Origin of the sequence: Salmonella sp. 32120201201600049SM (assembly GCF_017572835.1) — a bacterium.
GTDB classification, from domain to species: domain Bacteria; phylum Pseudomonadota; class Gammaproteobacteria; order Enterobacterales; family Enterobacteriaceae; genus Salmonella; species Salmonella enterica.
In genome coordinates this window covers 136,264-155,276 of the sequence record NZ_JAGESA010000008.1, presented here as the reverse complement: position 1 = coordinate 155,276, position 19,013 = coordinate 136,264, and the positions used below count along the sequence as shown (strand labels likewise).

The 19,013-nt window shown below is 51.8% G+C and carries 18 protein-coding genes; 8 read left to right on the top strand and 10 right to left on the bottom strand.

Going from position 1 to position 19,013, the window contains the following annotated elements; genetic code table 11:
* Positions 1–74 precede the first annotated feature (74 nt).
* On the top strand, positions 75–1,235 hold the full coding sequence (locus J4650_RS16550; RefSeq protein WP_023993227.1) for a pyridoxal phosphate-dependent aminotransferase: 1,161 nt from the start codon (positions 75–77) through the stop codon (positions 1,233–1,235).
* On the opposite strand, the gene J4650_RS16545 is transcribed toward J4650_RS16550, so the two are convergent.
* The 4 genes from J4650_RS16545 to dsbG form a co-directional block, all read right to left on the bottom strand.
* Positions 1,236–1,853, bottom strand: coding sequence for a ParB/RepB/Spo0J family partition protein (locus tag J4650_RS16545; protein WP_001164756.1), 618 nt, complete (start codon positions 1,851–1,853; stop codon positions 1,236–1,238).
* The gene (locus tag J4650_RS16540) at positions 1,826–3,061 is read right to left on the bottom strand and encodes a phosphoadenosine phosphosulfate reductase (protein ID WP_000118137.1); all 1,236 of its coding nucleotides are present in this window, start codon (positions 3,059–3,061) and stop codon (positions 1,826–1,828) included. Before J4650_RS16540 ends, J4650_RS16545 begins: the two co-directional genes overlap by 28 nt.
* Before the next feature lie 165 nt (positions 3,062–3,226).
* Positions 3,227–4,129: a LysR family transcriptional regulator gene (locus tag J4650_RS16535; RefSeq protein ID WP_023993226.1), complete on the bottom strand. Its 903-nt coding sequence runs from the start codon at positions 4,127–4,129 to the stop codon at positions 3,227–3,229.
* A 316-nt stretch (positions 4,130–4,445) separates the two neighbouring features.
* The gene (dsbG, locus tag J4650_RS16530; protein WP_023993225.1) at positions 4,446–5,192 is read right to left on the bottom strand and encodes a thiol:disulfide interchange protein DsbG; all 747 of its coding nucleotides are present in this window, start codon (positions 5,190–5,192) and stop codon (positions 4,446–4,448) included.
* A 440-nt stretch (positions 5,193–5,632) separates the two neighbouring features.
* On the opposite strand from dsbG, the gene ahpC reads away from it, so the two are divergent.
* From ahpC to J4650_RS16500, 6 genes are all read left to right on the top strand, one after another.
* Positions 5,633–6,196 carry an alkyl hydroperoxide reductase subunit C gene (gene ahpC, locus J4650_RS16525; RefSeq protein WP_000052802.1) on the top strand — a complete coding sequence of 188 codons (564 nt, stop codon included), beginning with the start codon at positions 5,633–5,635 and terminating at the stop codon, positions 6,194–6,196.
* A gap of 241 nt (positions 6,197–6,437) precedes the next feature.
* A complete protein-coding gene (gene ahpF, locus J4650_RS16520; RefSeq protein WP_000887644.1) occupies positions 6,438–8,003 on the top strand; it encodes an alkyl hydroperoxide reductase subunit F in 1,566 nt (521 codons plus the stop codon).
* 332 nt (positions 8,004–8,335) lie between these two features.
* Complete coding sequence (locus J4650_RS16515; protein WP_023993224.1) at positions 8,336–8,896, top strand: molecular chaperone; 561 nt, start codon at positions 8,336–8,338, stop codon at positions 8,894–8,896.
* Positions 8,889–11,168: a molybdopterin-dependent oxidoreductase gene (locus J4650_RS16510; RefSeq protein ID WP_124234982.1), complete on the top strand. Its 2,280-nt coding sequence runs from the start codon at positions 8,889–8,891 to the stop codon at positions 11,166–11,168. Before J4650_RS16515 ends, J4650_RS16510 begins: the two co-directional genes overlap by 8 nt.
* The gene (locus tag J4650_RS16505; protein ID WP_001250381.1) at positions 11,165–11,722 is read left to right on the top strand and encodes a 4Fe-4S dicluster domain-containing protein; all 558 of its coding nucleotides are present in this window, start codon (positions 11,165–11,167) and stop codon (positions 11,720–11,722) included. Before J4650_RS16510 ends, J4650_RS16505 begins: the two co-directional genes overlap by 4 nt.
* On the top strand, positions 11,722–12,489 hold the full coding sequence (locus J4650_RS16500) for a dimethyl sulfoxide reductase anchor subunit family protein (protein WP_023993222.1): 768 nt from the start codon (positions 11,722–11,724) through the stop codon (positions 12,487–12,489). Before J4650_RS16505 ends, J4650_RS16500 begins: the two co-directional genes overlap by 1 nt.
* A gap of 67 nt (positions 12,490–12,556) precedes the next feature.
* Here J4650_RS16500 and uspG read toward each other — a convergent pair whose 3' ends face one another.
* Entirely contained in the window at positions 12,557–12,985 is a 429-nt protein-coding gene (gene uspG / locus J4650_RS16495; protein WP_000278499.1) for a universal stress protein UspG, read from the bottom strand.
* A gap of 222 nt (positions 12,986–13,207) precedes the next feature.
* Between uspG and J4650_RS16490 the strand changes: the two genes are divergently transcribed.
* Positions 13,208–14,446, top strand: coding sequence for a zinc-dependent alcohol dehydrogenase (locus J4650_RS16490; RefSeq protein ID WP_000646118.1), 1,239 nt, complete (start codon positions 13,208–13,210; stop codon positions 14,444–14,446).
* A gap of 82 nt (positions 14,447–14,528) precedes the next feature.
* Here the strand turns inward: J4650_RS16490 and rnk are convergent, their stop codons facing one another.
* The 5 genes from rnk to citX form a co-directional block, all read right to left on the bottom strand.
* The gene (gene rnk, locus J4650_RS16485; protein WP_000089748.1) at positions 14,529–14,939 is read right to left on the bottom strand and encodes a nucleoside diphosphate kinase regulator; all 411 of its coding nucleotides are present in this window, start codon (positions 14,937–14,939) and stop codon (positions 14,529–14,531) included.
* 234 nt (positions 14,940–15,173) lie between these two features.
* A complete protein-coding gene (gene rna, locus J4650_RS16480) occupies positions 15,174–15,980 on the bottom strand; it encodes a ribonuclease I (RefSeq protein ID WP_001092579.1) in 807 nt (268 codons plus the stop codon).
* Positions 15,981–16,089: 109 nt separating this feature from the next.
* Positions 16,090–17,553 (bottom strand): citrate/succinate antiporter CitT, encoded by a 1,464-nt coding sequence (gene citT / locus J4650_RS16475; RefSeq protein WP_000059029.1) that lies wholly within the window; start codon positions 17,551–17,553, stop codon positions 16,090–16,092.
* A 37-nt stretch (positions 17,554–17,590) separates the two neighbouring features.
* Positions 17,591–18,487, bottom strand: a complete 897-nt coding sequence (citG, locus tag J4650_RS16470; RefSeq protein ID WP_023993221.1) for a triphosphoribosyl-dephospho-CoA synthase CitG — start codon at positions 18,485–18,487, stop codon at positions 17,591–17,593.
* Complete coding sequence (citX, locus tag J4650_RS16465) at positions 18,459–19,010, bottom strand: citrate lyase holo-[acyl-carrier protein] synthase (protein WP_023993220.1); 552 nt, start codon at positions 19,008–19,010, stop codon at positions 18,459–18,461. The genes citG and citX overlap by 29 nt, the downstream gene beginning before the upstream one ends.
* Between the last annotated feature and the right edge of the window lie 3 nt (positions 19,011–19,013).

Genomic DNA, 19,013 nt, shown 5'->3' with positions numbered 1-19,013 from the left:
AACGTCTTGATTGCCAAATACTAACACCCTGTGATAGTGTGTCAACAACCACATCACTGGCGGGTATGAAGATAATGAGAAATAACCCACTGATTCCAAAGAGCAAATTGCCCAATCTTGGCACCACGATTTTTACGCAAATGAGCGCGCTGGCGCAGAAACATCAGGCAATAAATTTATCGCAAGGCTTCCCTGATTTTGATGGTTCTTCTTATTTGCACGAGCGGTTGGCTTATCATGTCGCGCAGGGCGCGAATCAATATGCGCCGATGACGGGCGCGCAGGCGCTGCGGGAGGCCATAGCCGATAAAACGGCGGAAATATATGGTTATCGACCCGATGACGTCAGTGATATCACCGTCACGGCGGGCGCGACAGAAGCGCTGTATGCGGCGATTACCGCGCTGGTGCGGGCAGGGGATGAGGTTATCTGTTTCGATCCCAGTTACGACAGCTATGCCCCAGCCGTGGCGCTCTCCGGCGGCGTGTTAAAACGCATAGCGCTTACGCCGCCGCATTTTCGCGTCGACTGGCAGGCGTTTTCGGCGTTGCTTAGCGAGCGCACGCGACTGGTGATCCTCAATACGCCGCATAATCCCACCGCTACCGTCTGGCGCCAGGCGGATATCGAGGCGCTGTGGCAGGCTATCGGCGAGCGGGAAATTTATGTATTAAGCGATGAAGTGTACGAACATATTTGTTTTGCCGCCGAAGGTCATGCCAGCGTACTGGCGCACCCTCAGTTACGAGAGCGGGCGGTTGCCGTTTCATCGTTTGGTAAAACCTTTCATATGACGGGATGGAAGATTGGTTACTGCGTTGCGCCTGCGGCTATTAGCGCCGAAATACGCAAAGTTCATCAGTACCTGACGTTTTGCGTCAATACGCCGGCGCAACTGGCGCTGGCGGATATGCTGCGCGCCGCGCCGGAACACTATCGCGCGTTACCCGATTTTTACCGGAAAAAACGCGATGTGTTGGTTAACGCGCTGGCGCAAAGCCGATTAAAAGTGCTGCCCTGTGAAGGTACCTATTTTCTGTTAATCGATTACAGCGCAGTGTCGACGCTAAATGACGTTGAGTTTTGTCAGTGGCTAACCGAAGAAGTCGGTGTCGCCGCTATTCCGCTCTCTGTCTTTTGCGCCGCCCCTTTCCCGCATCAGCTTATACGTTTATGTTTCGCTAAACAGGAATCAACGCTGCTGGCCGCCGCAGAGCGCCTGTGTAAACTGTAGTTATTTAACCGTCCACGCTCTGGAGAATCGACGGTCTGCAAAAAGCTCCTGCAGGCCGTTGATCTGTTTCAGGCGCAGGACTTCATCGGCGTCCATACCTAACTCCTGGCCGATTTTGCTCTCGTCCCAGCCTAGCAGAGAAAGTTCGCGCACGATTTCTGACATGGCGTGGATCTGGTGGCGCCCGCGCGCGCGGTTATGCCGAATGGTTGCCGCCATGCGTTCGTGACGTTCTCTGTCCAGACACGTTATCGGCAGGTAGCCTTTCAGACGCCTTTTCAGGGCCGCTTTTCCTTTGCCCAGCTCATGACGGTGAAAACCGTCTACAATCTCGTACTCCTCCGTATTGGCCTTTACCACCACGATCGGCTGAGTAAACCCATCTTGTTCAATCGATTTAAGCAGCAGTTTTTTCTCCGGCGGCGCAACGTTATTCGGGTTGTAGTCATTAGGTGAAATATGATCGTTTTTCACCCACAGGACACAATCGACAGGCTCATCGCGAAAAGGACTAACGCTATGTATCGCCATTCTAAATTCATTAATGGCGGCGATCCTCTCCTCTTCAGGCAGTTCAGAGAGAAAGTGAGTTATTTCGGTTGTGAGTCGGTGTTGCATAAGATCCCCCATTCCTGGCGTTTAGCTTTCATACGTTCGTTATAACGCTGGTAATTCTTAGGTTTTGTCGGACTGAATGACAGCGCCCGGCACCAGTAATCATTGTTCAGTAATACTTTGCAGATCCGTCGCCACGACGGAATATCGCGCGATCCGATATCGCCATGCTGCGTTTGTGGAATGGTGTGCATGCCTTTTTTCTTATACCACTGCAAATAAACGGCGATTTTATTACGGTAATGTTCGGCAGTGACTTCAGGCATACTGTGTAGCAGGAGCAGCGCGTACTCTTCCCAGTTAAGGTGATCGGGTTTTAAAATTTTCCGGTGGCCGTAAAAATGGCTGTCTTGTCCGGCGTATATTCCTCCGCTGAGTGCGCCGCTGACTCTGGCGCACATGGCCGCCCAGCGCTCAGGTTCGATAACATGATACAGCCATAACCCCTGTCGTTGTTCCGGGCCGAACGGTTCGCAAATACGCATGTAACGGGGCGGTACTCCAGCCTGATACATCAAATTATACAAAGGGTTACATGGTTTACCTGTTTTGGCGAACCAGGTCCAGATATCTGCGGTTTTCCAGTCATAGATGGGATAGATATACCAGGTGTGCCCCTTAGGGGCTAACGTGGTCCAGGGCTTATCGTCGGCAAAGCGCAGCTTATGCGAGTTAGCGATAGCGGCAAATCGGTTATAGGATTCGTCGGAACGAATACCGACCAGCATAGCGGCAGGACGTTTTTCTGAAAACCAGTCGGCAAAATCGCGAACGAACTGTTCAAAGGTCATGCCGTGTTGATAAAAGGAAAAAAAGGCCGGATCGGTAATCGCATCTTCTGGCGGTTGTCGTACCCAGTCGGTACCCGGCTGCCAACACTGCCACTCCGGCTGGTATTGTGAAAGGGAATTTTGTGTGGTTAAGGGTAATGCGACCCAATAAAAACGCTCAATAACGTCCGCGTAGTATTCACGTAACGATTCAATATAGGCGATGGTACAGGAGAATTGCGCTTCCCAGTCAATGAAGAGAACATGGATCTTTTTATTCATTTTGCGCGCCAACGTTGCCGTCAGGTGCAACATAAGTCCTGAATCTTTACCACCAGAAAATGAGACGCAGACCCGGGGTAAGGTTTCCAGGGTCCACATTATACGCTCTTGAGCCGCTTCCAGAACATTTTGCTCGAGCGGAACTTTATAAACCGACATCTCTGGATAGTCTCCGATGTGTTAACTACAGTATATTCGAAATAATTAACATAAAGGATAAGCAGATTAGATGAACTTGCAATGCTTTATTATATTTGTAAAATAAATATATCCCATAAACATATACATTAAATTTATATTAATATTCGTTATCTGACCTTCTTATTAATGTTTTTTTGTGATGTGCTCAATGAGCTCAGCAAATCCGCTATTATTCAGCGAAGCCCTATTATACATAAGATAGAATTGTATGGGAGCAATGGTAAAAGGTATGGTGACTTTTTTAAGTTTGATAGAGGAAGAGTAATAGTCAAAAAATGTTTGTGGTAAAAAACCAATAAGCTCCGTGGAGCTGATAGAGTTGGCGATGGTCATCAGCGATTTGCTTCTGAAACCAATTATTCTTTCCCCCAGCACATCATCCATAAGTGAATGATATTCTTTCATACCGGTTGCCCGGGAGACGAGTTGCGTAAATGACTCTTGTAGAATTTCGTCGATAGTGGCGGTGTCGCCTAGTCGGGGATGGTTTTCACTGCAAACCAGGATGCATTCTAGCCTATTAAAGTGAGTACAAACAATAGAACGATTATTCAGTGGGGCCATTGAAACCACAATATCTGCTTTGCGGTAGGCAAGCAGATCTTCAGGCAGTTCGTCAGTGGTCAAAATGTCGTGATGTTCAATTTCAACCTGTGGATCTTTGCGGATATATTTAACTAATTTCATCACATATTGGGTGATCAACAGCTGTGGGCTGTAGATAATAAATTTTTTCTTCAGGCTGGACTGATTCATTATATTAATAGTTTGTTCCAGGCTGTTAAGATTATTTTCTAAATGATAATGTAAATTAATGCCTGTTACGGTAGGCGTAATTCCTTTGCCTGAACGAATAAATAGAGGGTCGTTGAATTGCGTGCGCAGGCGTTGCAATGACTGGCTTACGGCAGAAGGTGTAATATAGAGTGTTTCTGCTGCTTTGCTAATTCTTAAATGTTGATAGATACATTCAAATATAACCAACAGGTTAAGATCAAATTTTTTAAGGTCGTAAAGGTTAGCCATAGTATGTTCCCGGCATTATCATGGTATCTTCCATGATTATGACTTAATCTCAATAATTTACCAGAGTTATGTTTATTAAACTTAATGTAGAGTTTATTTAAACTAAAATACCACAGTTATGAATATTTTAGCGAGTAAATAATTACAGTAAAGGCGGACATAACGTACACTTTTATAACCACGCCGTTAGTCTAAAAAGGCTGTGTCGGATGACATGCTGGTCTGGCGTTGCGTTAATGCCAGTCAGAGGTTGGCCCGACAAACGTAGCGCTATCGGGCGTGGTACGGTTAAGCTCCAGCTTTGCTAATTTCTGCGTTAAGGCTGCCCCATCATGGCGTCCAGTTGCGCTTTTTCCGGTAAACCCACAACCTGTTGCAAAATCTTATCTTTATTCATGTAATAAATTGCTGGCGTCGCGTTAGCGCCAAGATCGTCCATTAGCTGCTGATTCTGATTAATGACTTTCATCTGCGCCGGGGGGATGGACGCCGGAACCTTCAGCTTCATCTTTCCTGCGGAGGCTTCATAGTCATGCCAGGTTTTCGCCGGGTCTTTCGCGGCTAAAATCGCTGCGGCTGTGGCCGGGCTTTCCGGTTTAATCACGCCGACCAGTAATGTGCGTAATTGTACCTTGCCGGATTCGACCCACGGACGAGCTTGTTGCCAAAACTGCTTACAATAGGGGCAGAAAGGGTCGGCGAAGACATACAGCACCACCGGCGCGTCTTTTTTACCGTCGAGTATCCATGACGCTTTTTCCATTTTCTGCCACATTTCTCGTCCGGCCGGCGCATAGATCTCTTTTTCTATCAGGGCGTTGCTAAGATTTTCGCCTTTTTCATTATACATATAGCCGGAAATCGCGTGTTTACCGTCCGGCGTCAGGTAAATCGTGACGCCCATATCCTGATACTTTCCGAGATAGCCCTTCATGCCCCCCGGCGCCTCGAAGGATTTCAGGATAGTTATGCCCTGTTTTTCAATGGCTTTAACTGGCGCAGGCAGTTCTTCCGCGTGGGCGAGAATGGGCAGCATAGCAAGCAGCAATGTACGTTTAATCATATTTTTTCCTTTTAAGATCAAAGCGAAAAGAGTATTAATGATGATGCCTATCACAGACATAGGTAAGAGCTGGCGTGCCAGGATTGCCCTTTCTATGCTGGGGTGATGTAATCCTTTTCGCTGTTACAGCCTTTGTTAAGGTAATGTAGAGCGCAACACTTAGCCAGCATATACGCTATGGATTTCGAGTTGCAGACAATACGTCTGTAATTTGCAAGACGAGTCGTACTGGCTCTGAAGTTACCTACGGGTAGTTCAGGTAATGGGGCCGCCTGTCAGGCGGCCTTTTTACTTTAGATGGCTGACAGGGCGCAGTGTTCACAATGTCGCCCGAATCGGGTTGTTAGTTAACGCTTATTGATTTGATAATGGAAACGCATTAGCCGAATCAGCAAAATTTCGTTAACTTACTCCTCAACGAAAACACGGAGGAAGTATAGATGTCCTTAATTAACACCAAAATCAAACCTTTCAAAAACCAGGCGTTCAAAAACGGTGAATTCATTGAAGTCACCGAGAAAGATACCGAAGGCCGCTGGAGCGTCTTCTTCTTCTACCCGGCCGATTTTACCTTTGTTTGCCCGACTGAACTGGGTGACGTTGCCGACCATTACGAAGAACTGCAGAAGCTGGGCGTAGACGTTTATTCCGTCTCAACCGATACTCACTTCACGCACAAAGCATGGCACAGCAGCTCTGAAACTATCGCAAAAATCAAATATGCGATGATCGGCGACCCGACTGGCGCCCTGACCCGTAACTTCGACAACATGCGTGAAGATGAAGGTCTGGCAGACCGTGCGACCTTTGTTGTTGACCCGCAGGGTATCATCCAGGCGATCGAAGTTACCGCTGAAGGTATCGGCCGTGACGCGTCTGACCTGCTGCGTAAAATTAAAGCAGCACAGTATGTTGCCGCTCACCCAGGCGAAGTATGCCCGGCGAAATGGAAAGAAGGTGAAGCGACTCTGGCTCCATCTTTAGACCTGGTCGGTAAAATCTAAATTTCCGTCGTCTTTCACGCCATAGCTGCGTTGGCGTCGCCTGCTCACCCCGGTCACTTACTTCAGTAAGCTCCCGGGGATTCTCAGGCTAGCCGCCTTACTCTGACGTGAAATACTTTGGAAATTGTTTCAGTCATGGGCGCACCCGCGCCCATTTCATTTCAGCACCATGACGCAAGTTGCATTAATGCAGTCCCGCGAAGTCGGCTTGCATGATGATGTTTTCAGAGAGGGAAGAAGAATGCTCGACACAAATATGAAAACCCAGCTCAGGGCTTACCTTGAGAAACTGACCAAACCTGTTGAGCTGATTGCCACGCTGGATGACAGCGCTAAATCGGCGGAAATTAAGGAACTGCTGGCTGAAATCGCCGAGCTGTCCGACAAAGTCACGTTTAAAGAAGACAATACTCTGCCGGTGCGCAAGCCGTCTTTCCTGATTACGAATCCAGGTTCTCAGCAAGGGCCGCGCTTTGCCGGTTCTCCGCTGGGCCACGAATTTACCTCGCTGGTTTTGGCGCTGCTGTGGACCGGCGGTCATCCGTCAAAAGAAGCGCAGTCGCTGCTGGAGCAGATTCGCGATATTGACGGCGATTTTGAATTCGAAACTTATTATTCACTCTCCTGCCATAACTGCCCGGACGTAGTGCAGGCGCTGAACCTGATGGCGGTGCTGAACCCGCGTATTAAACATACGGCAATTGATGGCGGCACCTTCCAGAACGAAATCACCGAACGTAACGTGATGGGTGTTCCGGCGGTATTTGTTAACGGTAAAGAGTTCGGCCAGGGACGTATGACTCTGACCGAGATTGTCGCCAAAGTGGATACTGGCGCAGAAAAACGCGCGGCGGAAGCGCTGAACAAACGCGATGCGTATGACGTGCTGATTGTCGGCTCCGGCCCGGCGGGCGCGGCGGCGGCGGTCTACTCGGCGCGCAAAGGCATCCGTACCGGTCTGATGGGCGAGCGCTTCGGCGGTCAGGTGCTGGATACCGTGGATATCGAAAACTATATCTCGGTGCCGAAAACCGAAGGCCAGAAACTGGCGGGCGCGCTGAAAGCGCATGTCAGCGATTACGACGTTGACGTTATCGACAGCCAGAGCGCAAGTAAACTGGTTCCGGCCGCGACAGAAGGCGGCCTGCATCAGATTGAAACGGCGTCCGGCGCAGTATTGAAAGCGCGCAGTATCATCATCGCCACCGGCGCGAAATGGCGCAATATGAATGTGCCGGGCGAGGATCAGTATCGCACCAAAGGCGTCACCTATTGCCCGCACTGCGACGGTCCGTTATTTAAAGGGAAGCGTGTGGCGGTCATCGGCGGCGGCAACTCTGGCGTTGAAGCGGCTATCGATCTGGCAGGTATTGTAGAACACGTTACGTTGCTGGAGTTCGCGCCGGAGATGAAGGCGGATCAGGTGCTACAGGACAAAGTGCGTAGTCTGAAAAATGTCGATATCATTTTGAATGCGCAAACGACAGAAGTGAAGGGCGACGGTTCGAAAGTGGTGGGGCTGGAGTATCGTGACCGTGTCAGCGGCGATATTCATAGCGTCGCGCTGGCAGGCATTTTTGTGCAGATTGGTCTGTTGCCGAATACCCACTGGCTGGAAGGCGCGCTTGAGCGTAACCGCATGGGCGAGATCATTATAGACGCCAAATGTGAAACCAGCGTTAAGGGCGTCTTCGCCGCAGGCGATTGTACCACCGTTCCTTACAAACAGATTATCATCGCCACAGGCGAAGGGGCGAAAGCCTCGTTGAGCGCCTTTGATTATCTGATTCGTACCAAAATCGCATAAAAAGAAGTAAGCACACCTGCAAGGTCAGTTAACTGGCCATCGTAAATGGCCCGATAGTGTAAGCTATTCGGGCCTGCGGTGTTTATGCCCGGGGAACGCCGCCGGCTAAAACACGTTCTTCATTATCAATACTCTGAAACCGTCTGTTAATAACAGACGGTTTTTTATTTCAACGGTCTTCTGTTTTTAAACTTTGAAACAATAAAAAAGTCTTCTACGGATTTAACTGGAATTTTTCTGTTTTTTTATCAAAGAAAGATTAAGCGCTTCCGTTAACATGCCCATTCTTTTTTCTTGATTTATATTGCATTTGTATGTGAGGTTATTTATTCATGGATTCAATCTATGAATCACTGACGGAATTAGAAAAAACAGGGCTTACATTGCGTGATTTTTTTAATTCTCATGATAGTCGTTCACTGAAATCTGCCTACGTGAGATTAAATCCCACTGCTGCGGTAAACCTTACCGACCGGGCGTGGCTGGAAGCGGAGTATGACTTTAATGCGCTATTCGTCGGCCCTGGCAAGCTGCTGGCTGCGCCTTTCGCTTCAGTGTATCTGGAAGAGGATGCGCTGGTGATGGGAAAGGCGACGCTGGAGATACGGGATTTTATGGCAGCGTTGGGATTATCGGTTAATCAGGAGAGCAATATCCCTGACGATCATATTTCCTGCGTGCTGGAATTGACCACACTATTACTGGCTAATACCCGGCAAACGTCACCATACCGATCTACTCTCACTCAATATATCAATAACTATTTAACAAAGTGGGTGCCATTATATATCGAAAAAATAAAAACTCATGCACAAACGACCACGTTATATACGGTGGCGGACATCTTATTTTATTGGCTTGATGAATTAAAACGAGAGTATCAATATGAGTAATGAGACAGGACATCTGAACAGACGTTCTTTTTTAAAGGGGATAGTGGCACTGGGCGCCGTTGCGGCTTTACCCGGAGGATTACTGACCTCCCGATGCGCGCTTGCGCAGCCGCCTGTTCCCTTTAACCCTAAAACGTACAAAATTTATCGTAACGCGTGTCCGCGTAACTGCTATGACACCTGTAGCCTCAAGACGTGGGTAAAGGACGGGGTCATTACTTTCGTGGAAGGCGCGCCGGAATCAACATTTACTCACGGTACCCCTTGCGTCAAAGGGTTAAGCTATCCGCGCCGGGTTTATAGCCCCGATCGTATTAAATATCCCATGGCGCAGGACGTTCGCGGTAGCGGCAACTGGCGTAGCATCTCATGGGAAGAGGCGATGCAGCGCATTGCCGCCAAGATGCTGGAGATTAAGAAAAAAGACGGTTCTATGCTCGGTCTGGCGCTGACCAAATATTCCGGTAAGTTTGGCGTGCTGAACTATGCCGTTGAAGGGATGATGTCCTCGCTTGGCTATACCACCCGTTTTGCCGGTACGCCGTGCTGGCCTGCCGGTATCGACGCGCAAAACTACGACATGGGCGACATGTGGTGTAACGACCCGGAAGATATGGTGAAAGCGAAATACATCATTATCTGGGGCGCCAACCCGGCCTGGTGCTCAATGCACAGCATGAAGTACATCTATCAGGCGCGCGAGAAAGGGGCGAAGGTCGTCGTTATCGACCCGCTGCTGTCGCAGACTGCCGCCAAAGCCGATCTCTACCTGCGCGTGCGGTCTGGCTCAGACGGCGCGCTGGCGCTGGGAATGGCGCGTCATCTGGTGGATAAAGGCCTGGTGGATCAGAATTTTGTCAACAACGATGCTCACGGCTATCCGGAATTTGAAGCCTATCTGCGCAATAACGTCACCGTGGAATGGGCGGCAGAAATCTGCGGCCTGTCTACGGATGTCATTCGCCAGCTGGCGGAAGAGTTTACGGCGGTTAAGCCGGCCACGGTCTGGATTGGTTACGGGATGCAGCGTCATGTCAACGGCGGCGCCAACGTTCGCGCTATCGATGCCTTTGTCGCTATGACCGGCAACATCGGTGTCGAAGGCGGCGGCGCGCGTTATGGCCATCTGCATACCTGGGGCTTTAACTATAACGCCATGCTGCAGAAGCCGCCGGTGGGCGCTATTGGCATACCTGGAGCGGCGGGCACCACCAGTGAATTCGGGGCTGCCGCTGGCAGCGACGCCGTGCAGTACTCCGATCGCTCTCTGAATATCAACCAGACGGCGCAGGGGATTCTGGAGGCCAACGATCCGCCGGTTCGTATGCTGTGGGTCGCCTGTAAAAACCCGTTTGCCCAGGATTTCGATCGCAGCAAGATGAAAAAAGCGTTTGAAAAACTGGAAATGGTGGTCTGCGCCGATCAGTTCTTCAACGAAACGGTGCAACACGCTGATATCGTGCTGCCCGTTACCACCGCGTTTGAAGAGTGGAACGTGGATGCTTCTTACTGGCACTACTGGCTTTCCATTAATCAGCCGGCGATTAAGCCGATGTATGAAGCAAAATGCGACCTTGAAATCGCTACCATGCTGTCGCGCACCATTAATAAGATGGCGCCGGGTTCCTGTTCCTTCCCGCAAGAGTTCGATCACAAGCGTTGGCTGGATCAGGAGTTCAACGACGGAATGGCGAAAATGTTCGGCATCTCTTCCTGGGACGATCTGCTGGACGGGCCGAAAAAAGCGATTCTGCCAAGCTCTGCCGCCTGGTACGACCGCAAATTCAAAACGCCGTCAGGCAAGTATGAATTTAAATCTGAACTGGCGGAGAAAAACGGCCACACCGCGCTGCCGGAATACAAACCGGAAGCCGAGAGCAAACTGCCTTTCCATCTGTTTACGCCGCACGTGCAGTTTGGCCTGCACTCGCAGTTTATCAACCTGGACTGGATGCAGGTGTTCTACCCGGAACCGTTCGTTTATATCCATCCTTCTTCCGCACAGAAAAAAGGCATCAGCGAAAACGATCTGGTCAAAGTTTTCAATGGCACCGGTGAAGTTGAGCTGCGGGCAAAAGTCACCACCAACGTGCCGGAAGATTTTCTGGTGATGTATGAAGCGTGGTTCCCGAAACGGCAGTACAACGTGCAAAACGTCGTGGCCGATACGCCTGCTGATATGGGGCTGATGAAAACTGGCGCGCCGGGCGCCGCTATCCACAGTCAGTTTGCTGACGTTGTATTGATCGGTAAAGGGGAATCCGTAGCATGAGACGTGCGTTTTTAGTGAATAGCGATAAGTGCATCGGCTGCCGCGGCTGTGCTATGGCGTGTAAAAGCTTTAACCAACTGGAGCCGGATCGCTTCTGGCGCTACGTTTATCCGTTGGATAAAGACATCTATCCACATGAAGAGCGGGCGTTTTACTCGCTGGCCTGTAACCACTGCGAACATCCGGCCTGCGTCGCCGCCTGTCCGGTCGAAGCCTATACCAAACGTGAAGATGGGGTGGTGGTGCATAACCCTGAGCGCTGCATTGGCTGCAAAAACTGTATTCGTAACTGTCCTTATGGCGCGCCGCGTTTTAATGAAGAGACACGTAAAGCGGAAAAATGCAGTATGTGCTACGAGCGTCTTGATATCGGTATGAATCCGGCGTGCGTAAACGCCTGTCCGGTGGGTGCCTTGTCGATTATCGATTTGGATGCCGATCCTGTGCCCGATAATGCGGTGCAGTATCCGCCAGGGTTCCCGCATATGCCACAGCTCAATCCAGGAACGCGCTTTATTCTGGCGCGCCAGCCTAAGCAGCCGGAGGACAAGTAATGGAAAAATATGAACTGCCGCTGGTGTTTTTTACGATATTAAGCCAGATGTCTGTCGGGATGGCTTTGGTACTGACATGGCGTACGCTGCGTGGTGAAGTGGAAGGCCAGCGTTTCTATTGGTTGGCCACCGGGCTGGTGCTGGCATTGGCGTCTATTGCCGCGATTCTGCATCTGGCGCATCCCGATCGCGCTTATAATGCGCTGATTAACCTGCGACATGCCTGGTTAAGTCGGGAAATCCTTGGCGCCACGTTGTTTGGCGCAGCGGTCGGCGTAACGTTCCTGGCAAAGGGACATAAAGCGATGGCTCTTATCGCCTCCGTGTTCGGCGTGTTACTGGTGGCGGTGCAGGGGATGACCTACGCCGCGCCAGCGATGGTAGCTATCGCTAATGGATTTACCATGCTGTTATTTTTTATTACGGTATGGGTCATGGGTTGCGCGGCGATTCCGCTGTTAAGACTCAGGCCTGCCGTTCCTGCGTTACGCCAGGGAATTGTGGTGTGTATCGCGGTACTTATCGCGGCGCCGCTGGTGTGGTTAAGCGGGGGAACGGTCATGCAGATGACGGCGCGTTCATGGCTGGCTTCACCGTTTTACCTGGCAAGCCTGGTCTGCCTTGCGCTCGCTTTTGTCGCCAGCCGTCACGGTGATTCGCGCCCGAAACTCCTGTTCGTCTTGTTATTCGTCGGCGTATTTCTGAGTCGGCTGGTCTTTTTTGGCGACACGGTGAGTACTATTGTGAATATCGGGCATTTGTACTAACGATGATGCAGTAAAAAGCCCTGCCAGGCGTGACCTGGCAGGGCGTGTCAGTTTTTAGCCGCCAGGGTTAACGCACAACCAATACTGGCAGCGTCGCATGGCGCACCACGCTTGAGGCGTTAGACCCCAACAGGTGTGTCGTGATGGACGGATTACGCGAACCGATTACCACGACATCCGCATCCAGTTCTTCGCCCATCTCATTGACGACATCGCGCACGCTACCAAAGCGAACATGCGTTTTAATTCGTGAAGGATCGATACTGAAGTGTCCCACCATCGTTTGCAGACGCGTTTCCGCCTCATGCTGTAAATGTTCTTCAAAGCGACGCACGTCGGCGGCAAAGCGGTGCAGACTCATGCTCGCGGACCCAGGCAGTACATGCAACAGATGAATGACGCCATCCTGTTGCGCCAGAAACTCAGCGTGGCGAATAGCTTTATCGCTAAGTTCCATTTCAAAAACATCAACCGGCATAATGATTGTCTTATACATACCCGTTACTCCCTGTTAATCAATACTGAATTTATTCAAGCATATAATAATGTTTCTTTCTGCTATTTGTCTGGCAATTTTAAATATTACGGCAACCTGACGTTAAAAAAGTCGTGTATTTTCCAGGAAAAATCCTAAAGCCGCCTGTTTTGCCGGCAGTCTCTCCGGGATAGCTACCCTTTTATAGTCGAACGCAACATTCACCGTTACCCCGGAGGCTGCATGAAAGCATTGACGTATCACGGTCCACATCACGTAAAGGTTGAAAACGTACCCGATCCCGGCATTGAGCAGCCTGACGATATCATTTTGCGTGTTACCGCCACCGCGATTTGCGGATCTGATTTGCATCTCTATCGCGGCAAGATCCCACAGGTAAAACATGGTGATATTTTCGGCCATGAATTTATGGGCGAGGTGGTGGAAACCGGACATGATGTGAAGAATATTCGGAAAGGGGATCGGGTCGTTATCCCGTTTGTCATTGCCTGTGGTGACTGCTTTTTCTGTCGGCTACAGCAATATTCAGCGTGTGAAAACACTAACGACGGACACGGCGCGGCGATGAATAAAAAACAGATCCCGCCACCGGCGGCGCTGTTTGGTTATAGCCATCTGTATGGCGGCGTTCCCGGCGGACAGGCCGAATATGTTCGCGTGCCAAAAGGTAATGTTGGTCCATTTAAGGTGCCGCCGCTGTTATCTGACGATAAGGCGCTGTTTCTTTCTGATATTTTGCCTACCGCCTGGCAGGCGGCAAAAAATGCCCAGATTCAGCAAGGTTCCAGCGTGGCGGTTTTTGGCGCAGGGCCGGTAGGATTACTGACTATCGCCTGTGCGCGACTGCTGGGCGCGGAGCAGATCTTCGTCGTTGATCACCACGCCTGGCGCCTGCGTTTCGCCGAAGAACGTTATGGCGCGATACCGATCAACTTCGATGATGAGAACGATCCGGCGGAAAAAATCATCGAGCAGACGGCAGGCCACCGCGGCGTGGACGCGGTAATTGATGCCGTAGGCTTTGAAGCGAAAGGCAGCATGACGGAGACGGTGCTGACGAACCTTAAACTGGAAGGCAGCAGCGGCAAAGCGCTGCGACAATGTATCGCGGCGGTCAGACGCGGCGGCGTGGTCAGCGTGCCCGGCGTGTATGCCGGTTTTATTCACGGCTTTTTATTCGGCGACGCCTTTGATAAGGGGCTAACTTTTAAAATGGGTCAAACCCATGTTCACGCGTGGCTGGGGGAATTATTACCGCTTATTGAAAAAGGGTTGCTGAAGCCGGAGGAGATTGTCACGCACTATATGCCGTTTGAAGAGGCGGCGCGCGGCTACGAAATTTTCGAAAAACGCGAAGAAGAGTGCCGGAAGGTTATCCTGGTGCCGGGAGCGACGTCGGCACAAGCGGCGCAGAAACAGGCGACGGGAGTAATCAACCCGATGCCAGGCGGCGTTGTCTGAAGCAGGCAGAAATGAAAGGGCTAACGGAAAGAGGATGCGCAGGCATCCTCTGTGTAAACGCATTAACGCTTATGCAGATGGTTTAACGCAGGAAGTCGCCCGCGGCTTCAGGCTGATATTCGAGTTCCAGCACTTCGAGATGGGTGGAGGCACCGCCCGGCAGTTCCCAGTGAATGGTGTCGCCGACGCGCAGTCCCAGCAACGCCGCGCCGACGGGCGCCATTACCGAAAGCTGGGTACTGCTGTCCGTCATATTGGCGGGATACACCAGCGTCCGCACGCGTGTTTCACCATCGCTCAAATTGCGGAATTTAACGCGGCTGTTCATGGTGACGACATCGTTCGGCATCTCTTGTGGCGAACACATTTGCGCGCGATCCAGTTCGGCGTTGAGCGCGTCGGCAATCGGCAGATCCGCATACGCAGGCTGTTCCAGAAGACGATCAATACGTTCGGCGTCAAGGTCGTTAATGATAATAGTGGGTCTGGACATTTCTTACTCCATGTCATCGATACTGCGAGTAGTGCAGGTAAATGGTCCCAAAAGAAAACCCTCACCGTCTGGCGGCGAGGGTTTAACTCTCATGATGATACTGAGACTTACCCCGTCTTTGAAGTGATTTAGTTCACATTCGGGTAAATCCTCAAACGTCATAGCCCTGAGTGAATTTTAGTCTACATTCGGGCGTGTTCTCAAATGTGGCTACGGTTTTAAACCTCTGCTTCGTCAATAACCGGCTTTATCGATAATAAACTGTTTCCCGCAGTTGCCGGGATGCGGCTGCGGCAGGAATGAGGCAGAGGAGAGCGGGGCGTTAATCATCGACGCCTTTAATGAAAACTGAATCTCTGTTAAATAGGCGGGATTGCCATGGCAGTTTACTTTAACGGATTTGACATTATCCTGGCCCCACATTTGTGCGACGACGCTATCAAACTCAGCGCGGCTAACGGTCTTGCCGTAATTATCCGCCAGAAACTGCCCCAGCGCGCTGTCTTTTATCGCCTTATCCAGCCGTATCATGGTGCCGAAATAGGCATTGGGATCAAACCCGAAACAGGCGCCATGTTTGGCATATTCGTAGCGCTCCAGACAGGAATTCCCCCCCGCGCCGGGCATCACTTCCTTAAGCGCTGCCGCGATGTCAGGCGAAAGTCCGGGGGCGGAGGCTGAGCATTTCCGGCTGGCCTTGACTTCAGGCAGATTCGGGATTGGCCGCGTCGCACAACCAAAGCGCTGCCAGCGTCTCTGGTCAACACCGCGTGCGGCGATAGATTTGGGTAATCCTGGCCACAGGCCGTGGACGGTCAGAAAGTCTGCTTTGTTGGCTGGCTCTTTTTGCAGACGGCACTCATCGGGCTCCCGATGGCGGCGTTCATGCTGGCTTTGACAAAAACCGGTTTGCCAGGAAAGCGCCAGCACATAGTCAGTGAAATCACCGTACTGTTGCGCCTGAAGTTCGTCGGCGTTGGCGGCAAAAATCGGGGTTAAGAGGGCAGCCAGCAGCGGACTGTAATGCCATATTGTGTTCATGATGAATTCGATAATTTATACACATTATGAATGTTACCCATTTAATCATAAAAAATGCCGCTCAGGTGAACCTGAACGGCATCATTTTTAACCTGCGTTGGCGTAATGTTTAATTCCACATTGCCAGAATCGGCCAGCCCACCAGCAACAGCATCGCGATATAGATAACGCCAAAGATTGCGCCAAGCCGCCAGTAGTCTCTGGATTTCACGTAACCGCAGCCGTAGATAATCACACCAGGGCCGGTGGCATACGGCGTCAGACAGCCCATGATACCGATAGACAGCACCAGCAGAATACACAGTTGTTCCATCGGAACGCCCGGAATGCCTTTACCCACCGCCAGAATGACCGGCAGCATGGTCGCGGTGTGAGCGGAAAGACTGGCGAACAGATAGTGCGCGAAATAGAACACCAGTACCAGTACAATCACGGTTGCATCCGGCGAGAAACCTTCCAGATGCGTACTCATGGTATTGGCGAACCAGTCAATAAAGCCGGAGCGGGTTAAGCCATTGGCCATGACCACCAGCGTAGCGAGGTTCACCAGGGTGTTCCAGGCGCTGTTGTAGCGCGTAATGTCTTTCCACGGCACAACATGCAACGCCAGCATCAGCGAGACGGCCAGCAGACCCACGGCAGTGGCGTTGATGATTTTTCCACCAAAAACCCACAATCCTAAGCTAAGCAGCACCAGGCCAATCAGCGTCCACTCTTTGCGGGACAGACGCCCCATGTTTTTTAACTCGCCGCCAGCCCAGGCCGCGACTTCCGCACTGTGGGTCACTTCAGGTTTATAAAGTACATAGGAGAGCCACGGCGCAACGATCAGTAAAATAATCCCTACCGGCAGAAAGCTGAGAAACCACTGCAGCCAGCTAATCTGGACGCCAGCGATCTTGCTGACGAACTCCAGACCTAATACGTTCGGGGCCGCGCCAGTGACAAACATCGAAGAGCTCAGGCTGGTACTGATCACCATCATCCACATCAAATAACCGCCGATGCGGCGTGCGGAAGGATCGTTTGGAAACGATTTAAACAGTGGCGGCAGGTTCTTGATGACCGGGAAGACAGTCCCGCCGGTACGAGCCGTATTGGAGGGAGTAAACGGCGCCAGCAAAATATCGATAATGACAATCGCATAGCCGAGCGTCAGCGTGCGTTTACCCATGAATTTTACCAGAAACAGCGCAATGCGGCGCCCCAGCCCGGTCACTTCGTAGCCCAGCGCGAAAATAAACGCGCCGAAAACCAGCCAGACCGTGGTGCTGGAGAAACCGGCAAGCCCCCATTTCAGCGCCTGTTTACTGGCTTTAAACGCCGGATCGGCCAGTTCTGAAGCGTCAAATAGCAGGTAATTGCTGCCGATAACGCAAATGGTTACGGCGATAAAACTGATCGCTGTCGCCGGGATCGGCTCCAGGATCATACCGACAATCATCGCGACGAAAACCGCAAAATAGTGCCAGGCCTGCGGCGGCATACCATCTGGAACAGGAATTAGCAACATGACGCCCATCACCACTAATGGGGCCAACAACTTCCATATATTATCTTTGGATAAAGACATAAATGACTCTCCGGAAAGGATATTTTCTATAATTGTGTTAATGATTAACTTGCGAAATTTGCGCTAAAAACCAGGTCACGATCAGCAGATCGGCGCTACCGCCTGGGCTGAGATTGCGTTCAATGCATTGCTGATCGAACCGGTGGAGATAAACGAGATCGTCAGGCGTCCGTATGCCGCCCTGATGTAATAAGACCGCCGCCTGCTGCTGTAACCAGCGCAGACCGTCCGCCCCGCCGCGCGACGCGACGTTGGTATCGCCGTTAAGCGACATCAGCAGCAGTAAGGTATCAAGCAGCGCCAGTTCCGGATCGCGCCCCTGCGCCAGCAATGCGCGGTAGTGCGGCAACGCGTGGCGGATGACCAGCGGATAGCCCGCTTCCGCTTCACCGCGCGCGCCGGTTAATCCCAGTTGCTGATACAGCCGCTGGCCTGCGGTGAGCTGTAGGTTGTTCTGGCGCAGTTCGCGCGTGGTCAGGCCGCGGCAAAAATCGGCGGCGGTAGTGCAGAGTGTTTCTGCAGCGATCGGCTGGCGTAGCTGATACAGGCGGCCAATGGCGGCGCACAGTAACCCCAGCGAGAAAATGCTGCCTTTATGGGTATTGACGCCCGCCGTTGCGCGAAACATCGCTGCTTCACAGGCCATCCCCAATGGACGCAGGCCCGCCAGAACTGACTCTGGCGGCAGGCGCGTGCAGCTGGCGCCATATTCCATAAAGCGCGGCAGCCAGTGTCGAATCGCCTCCGCGCTGCGGTGAAAATCCGCCAGCGCCATATCTTTGTGCGCGCCGCAGTTTAGTCGGTCTACCAGACCGGGTTTTGGCGATAAATTTACCTCGGTCAGCATGGCGCGCCAGGCCAAATCGGCCCAGGCGTCATACAGCGACTGAGGCTGAATGGAGGCGTTAGTCGGGTTGGCGGGAATCGGCATCATGCAGCAGCGCCTCCATATGAATCAGTAAATCAGTCAGCGCGTGGGTTTTACCCCGCGCGCATTCAGCCGCGCTTTGCCCGCACAGCAGACAGCGGCGAGCGGGAAGCGCGAAATGGCGGCGGGAGAGTATTTCGCCTTCCGCCGTCAGGACATCGATATCCCACAGGCGCCCCAGTGGATAACGCTGTTCAAGCGCGATGGTCGCCTGTTTGAGCGCCTGAGCGGGCGCCTCAATCGCCAGCAGTCCTTCCGGCCCGCTGGCGGAAGCCAGTGCAGCCTGCTCCCGGATGGTCCAGCCATACTCTTCTGCCAGCGTGTGCAGGGCAGTCACGCCGTGATTAAAGATCCGGCGGGTTAACGCGCTGTCTTTCATCGGGCCTGGCGCCACCACGGTAAAGGAGACCAGCGGAGTGGCGTGGCGCGTTAGCCAGGCGCGCTGTCTTGCTTGTCTCTCATCCCGGCTGGCGAGCAGCTCAGGAATAGAAACGTCGTGACAGGTGGCGAGTTCAGGAAACAGGCGCATGGC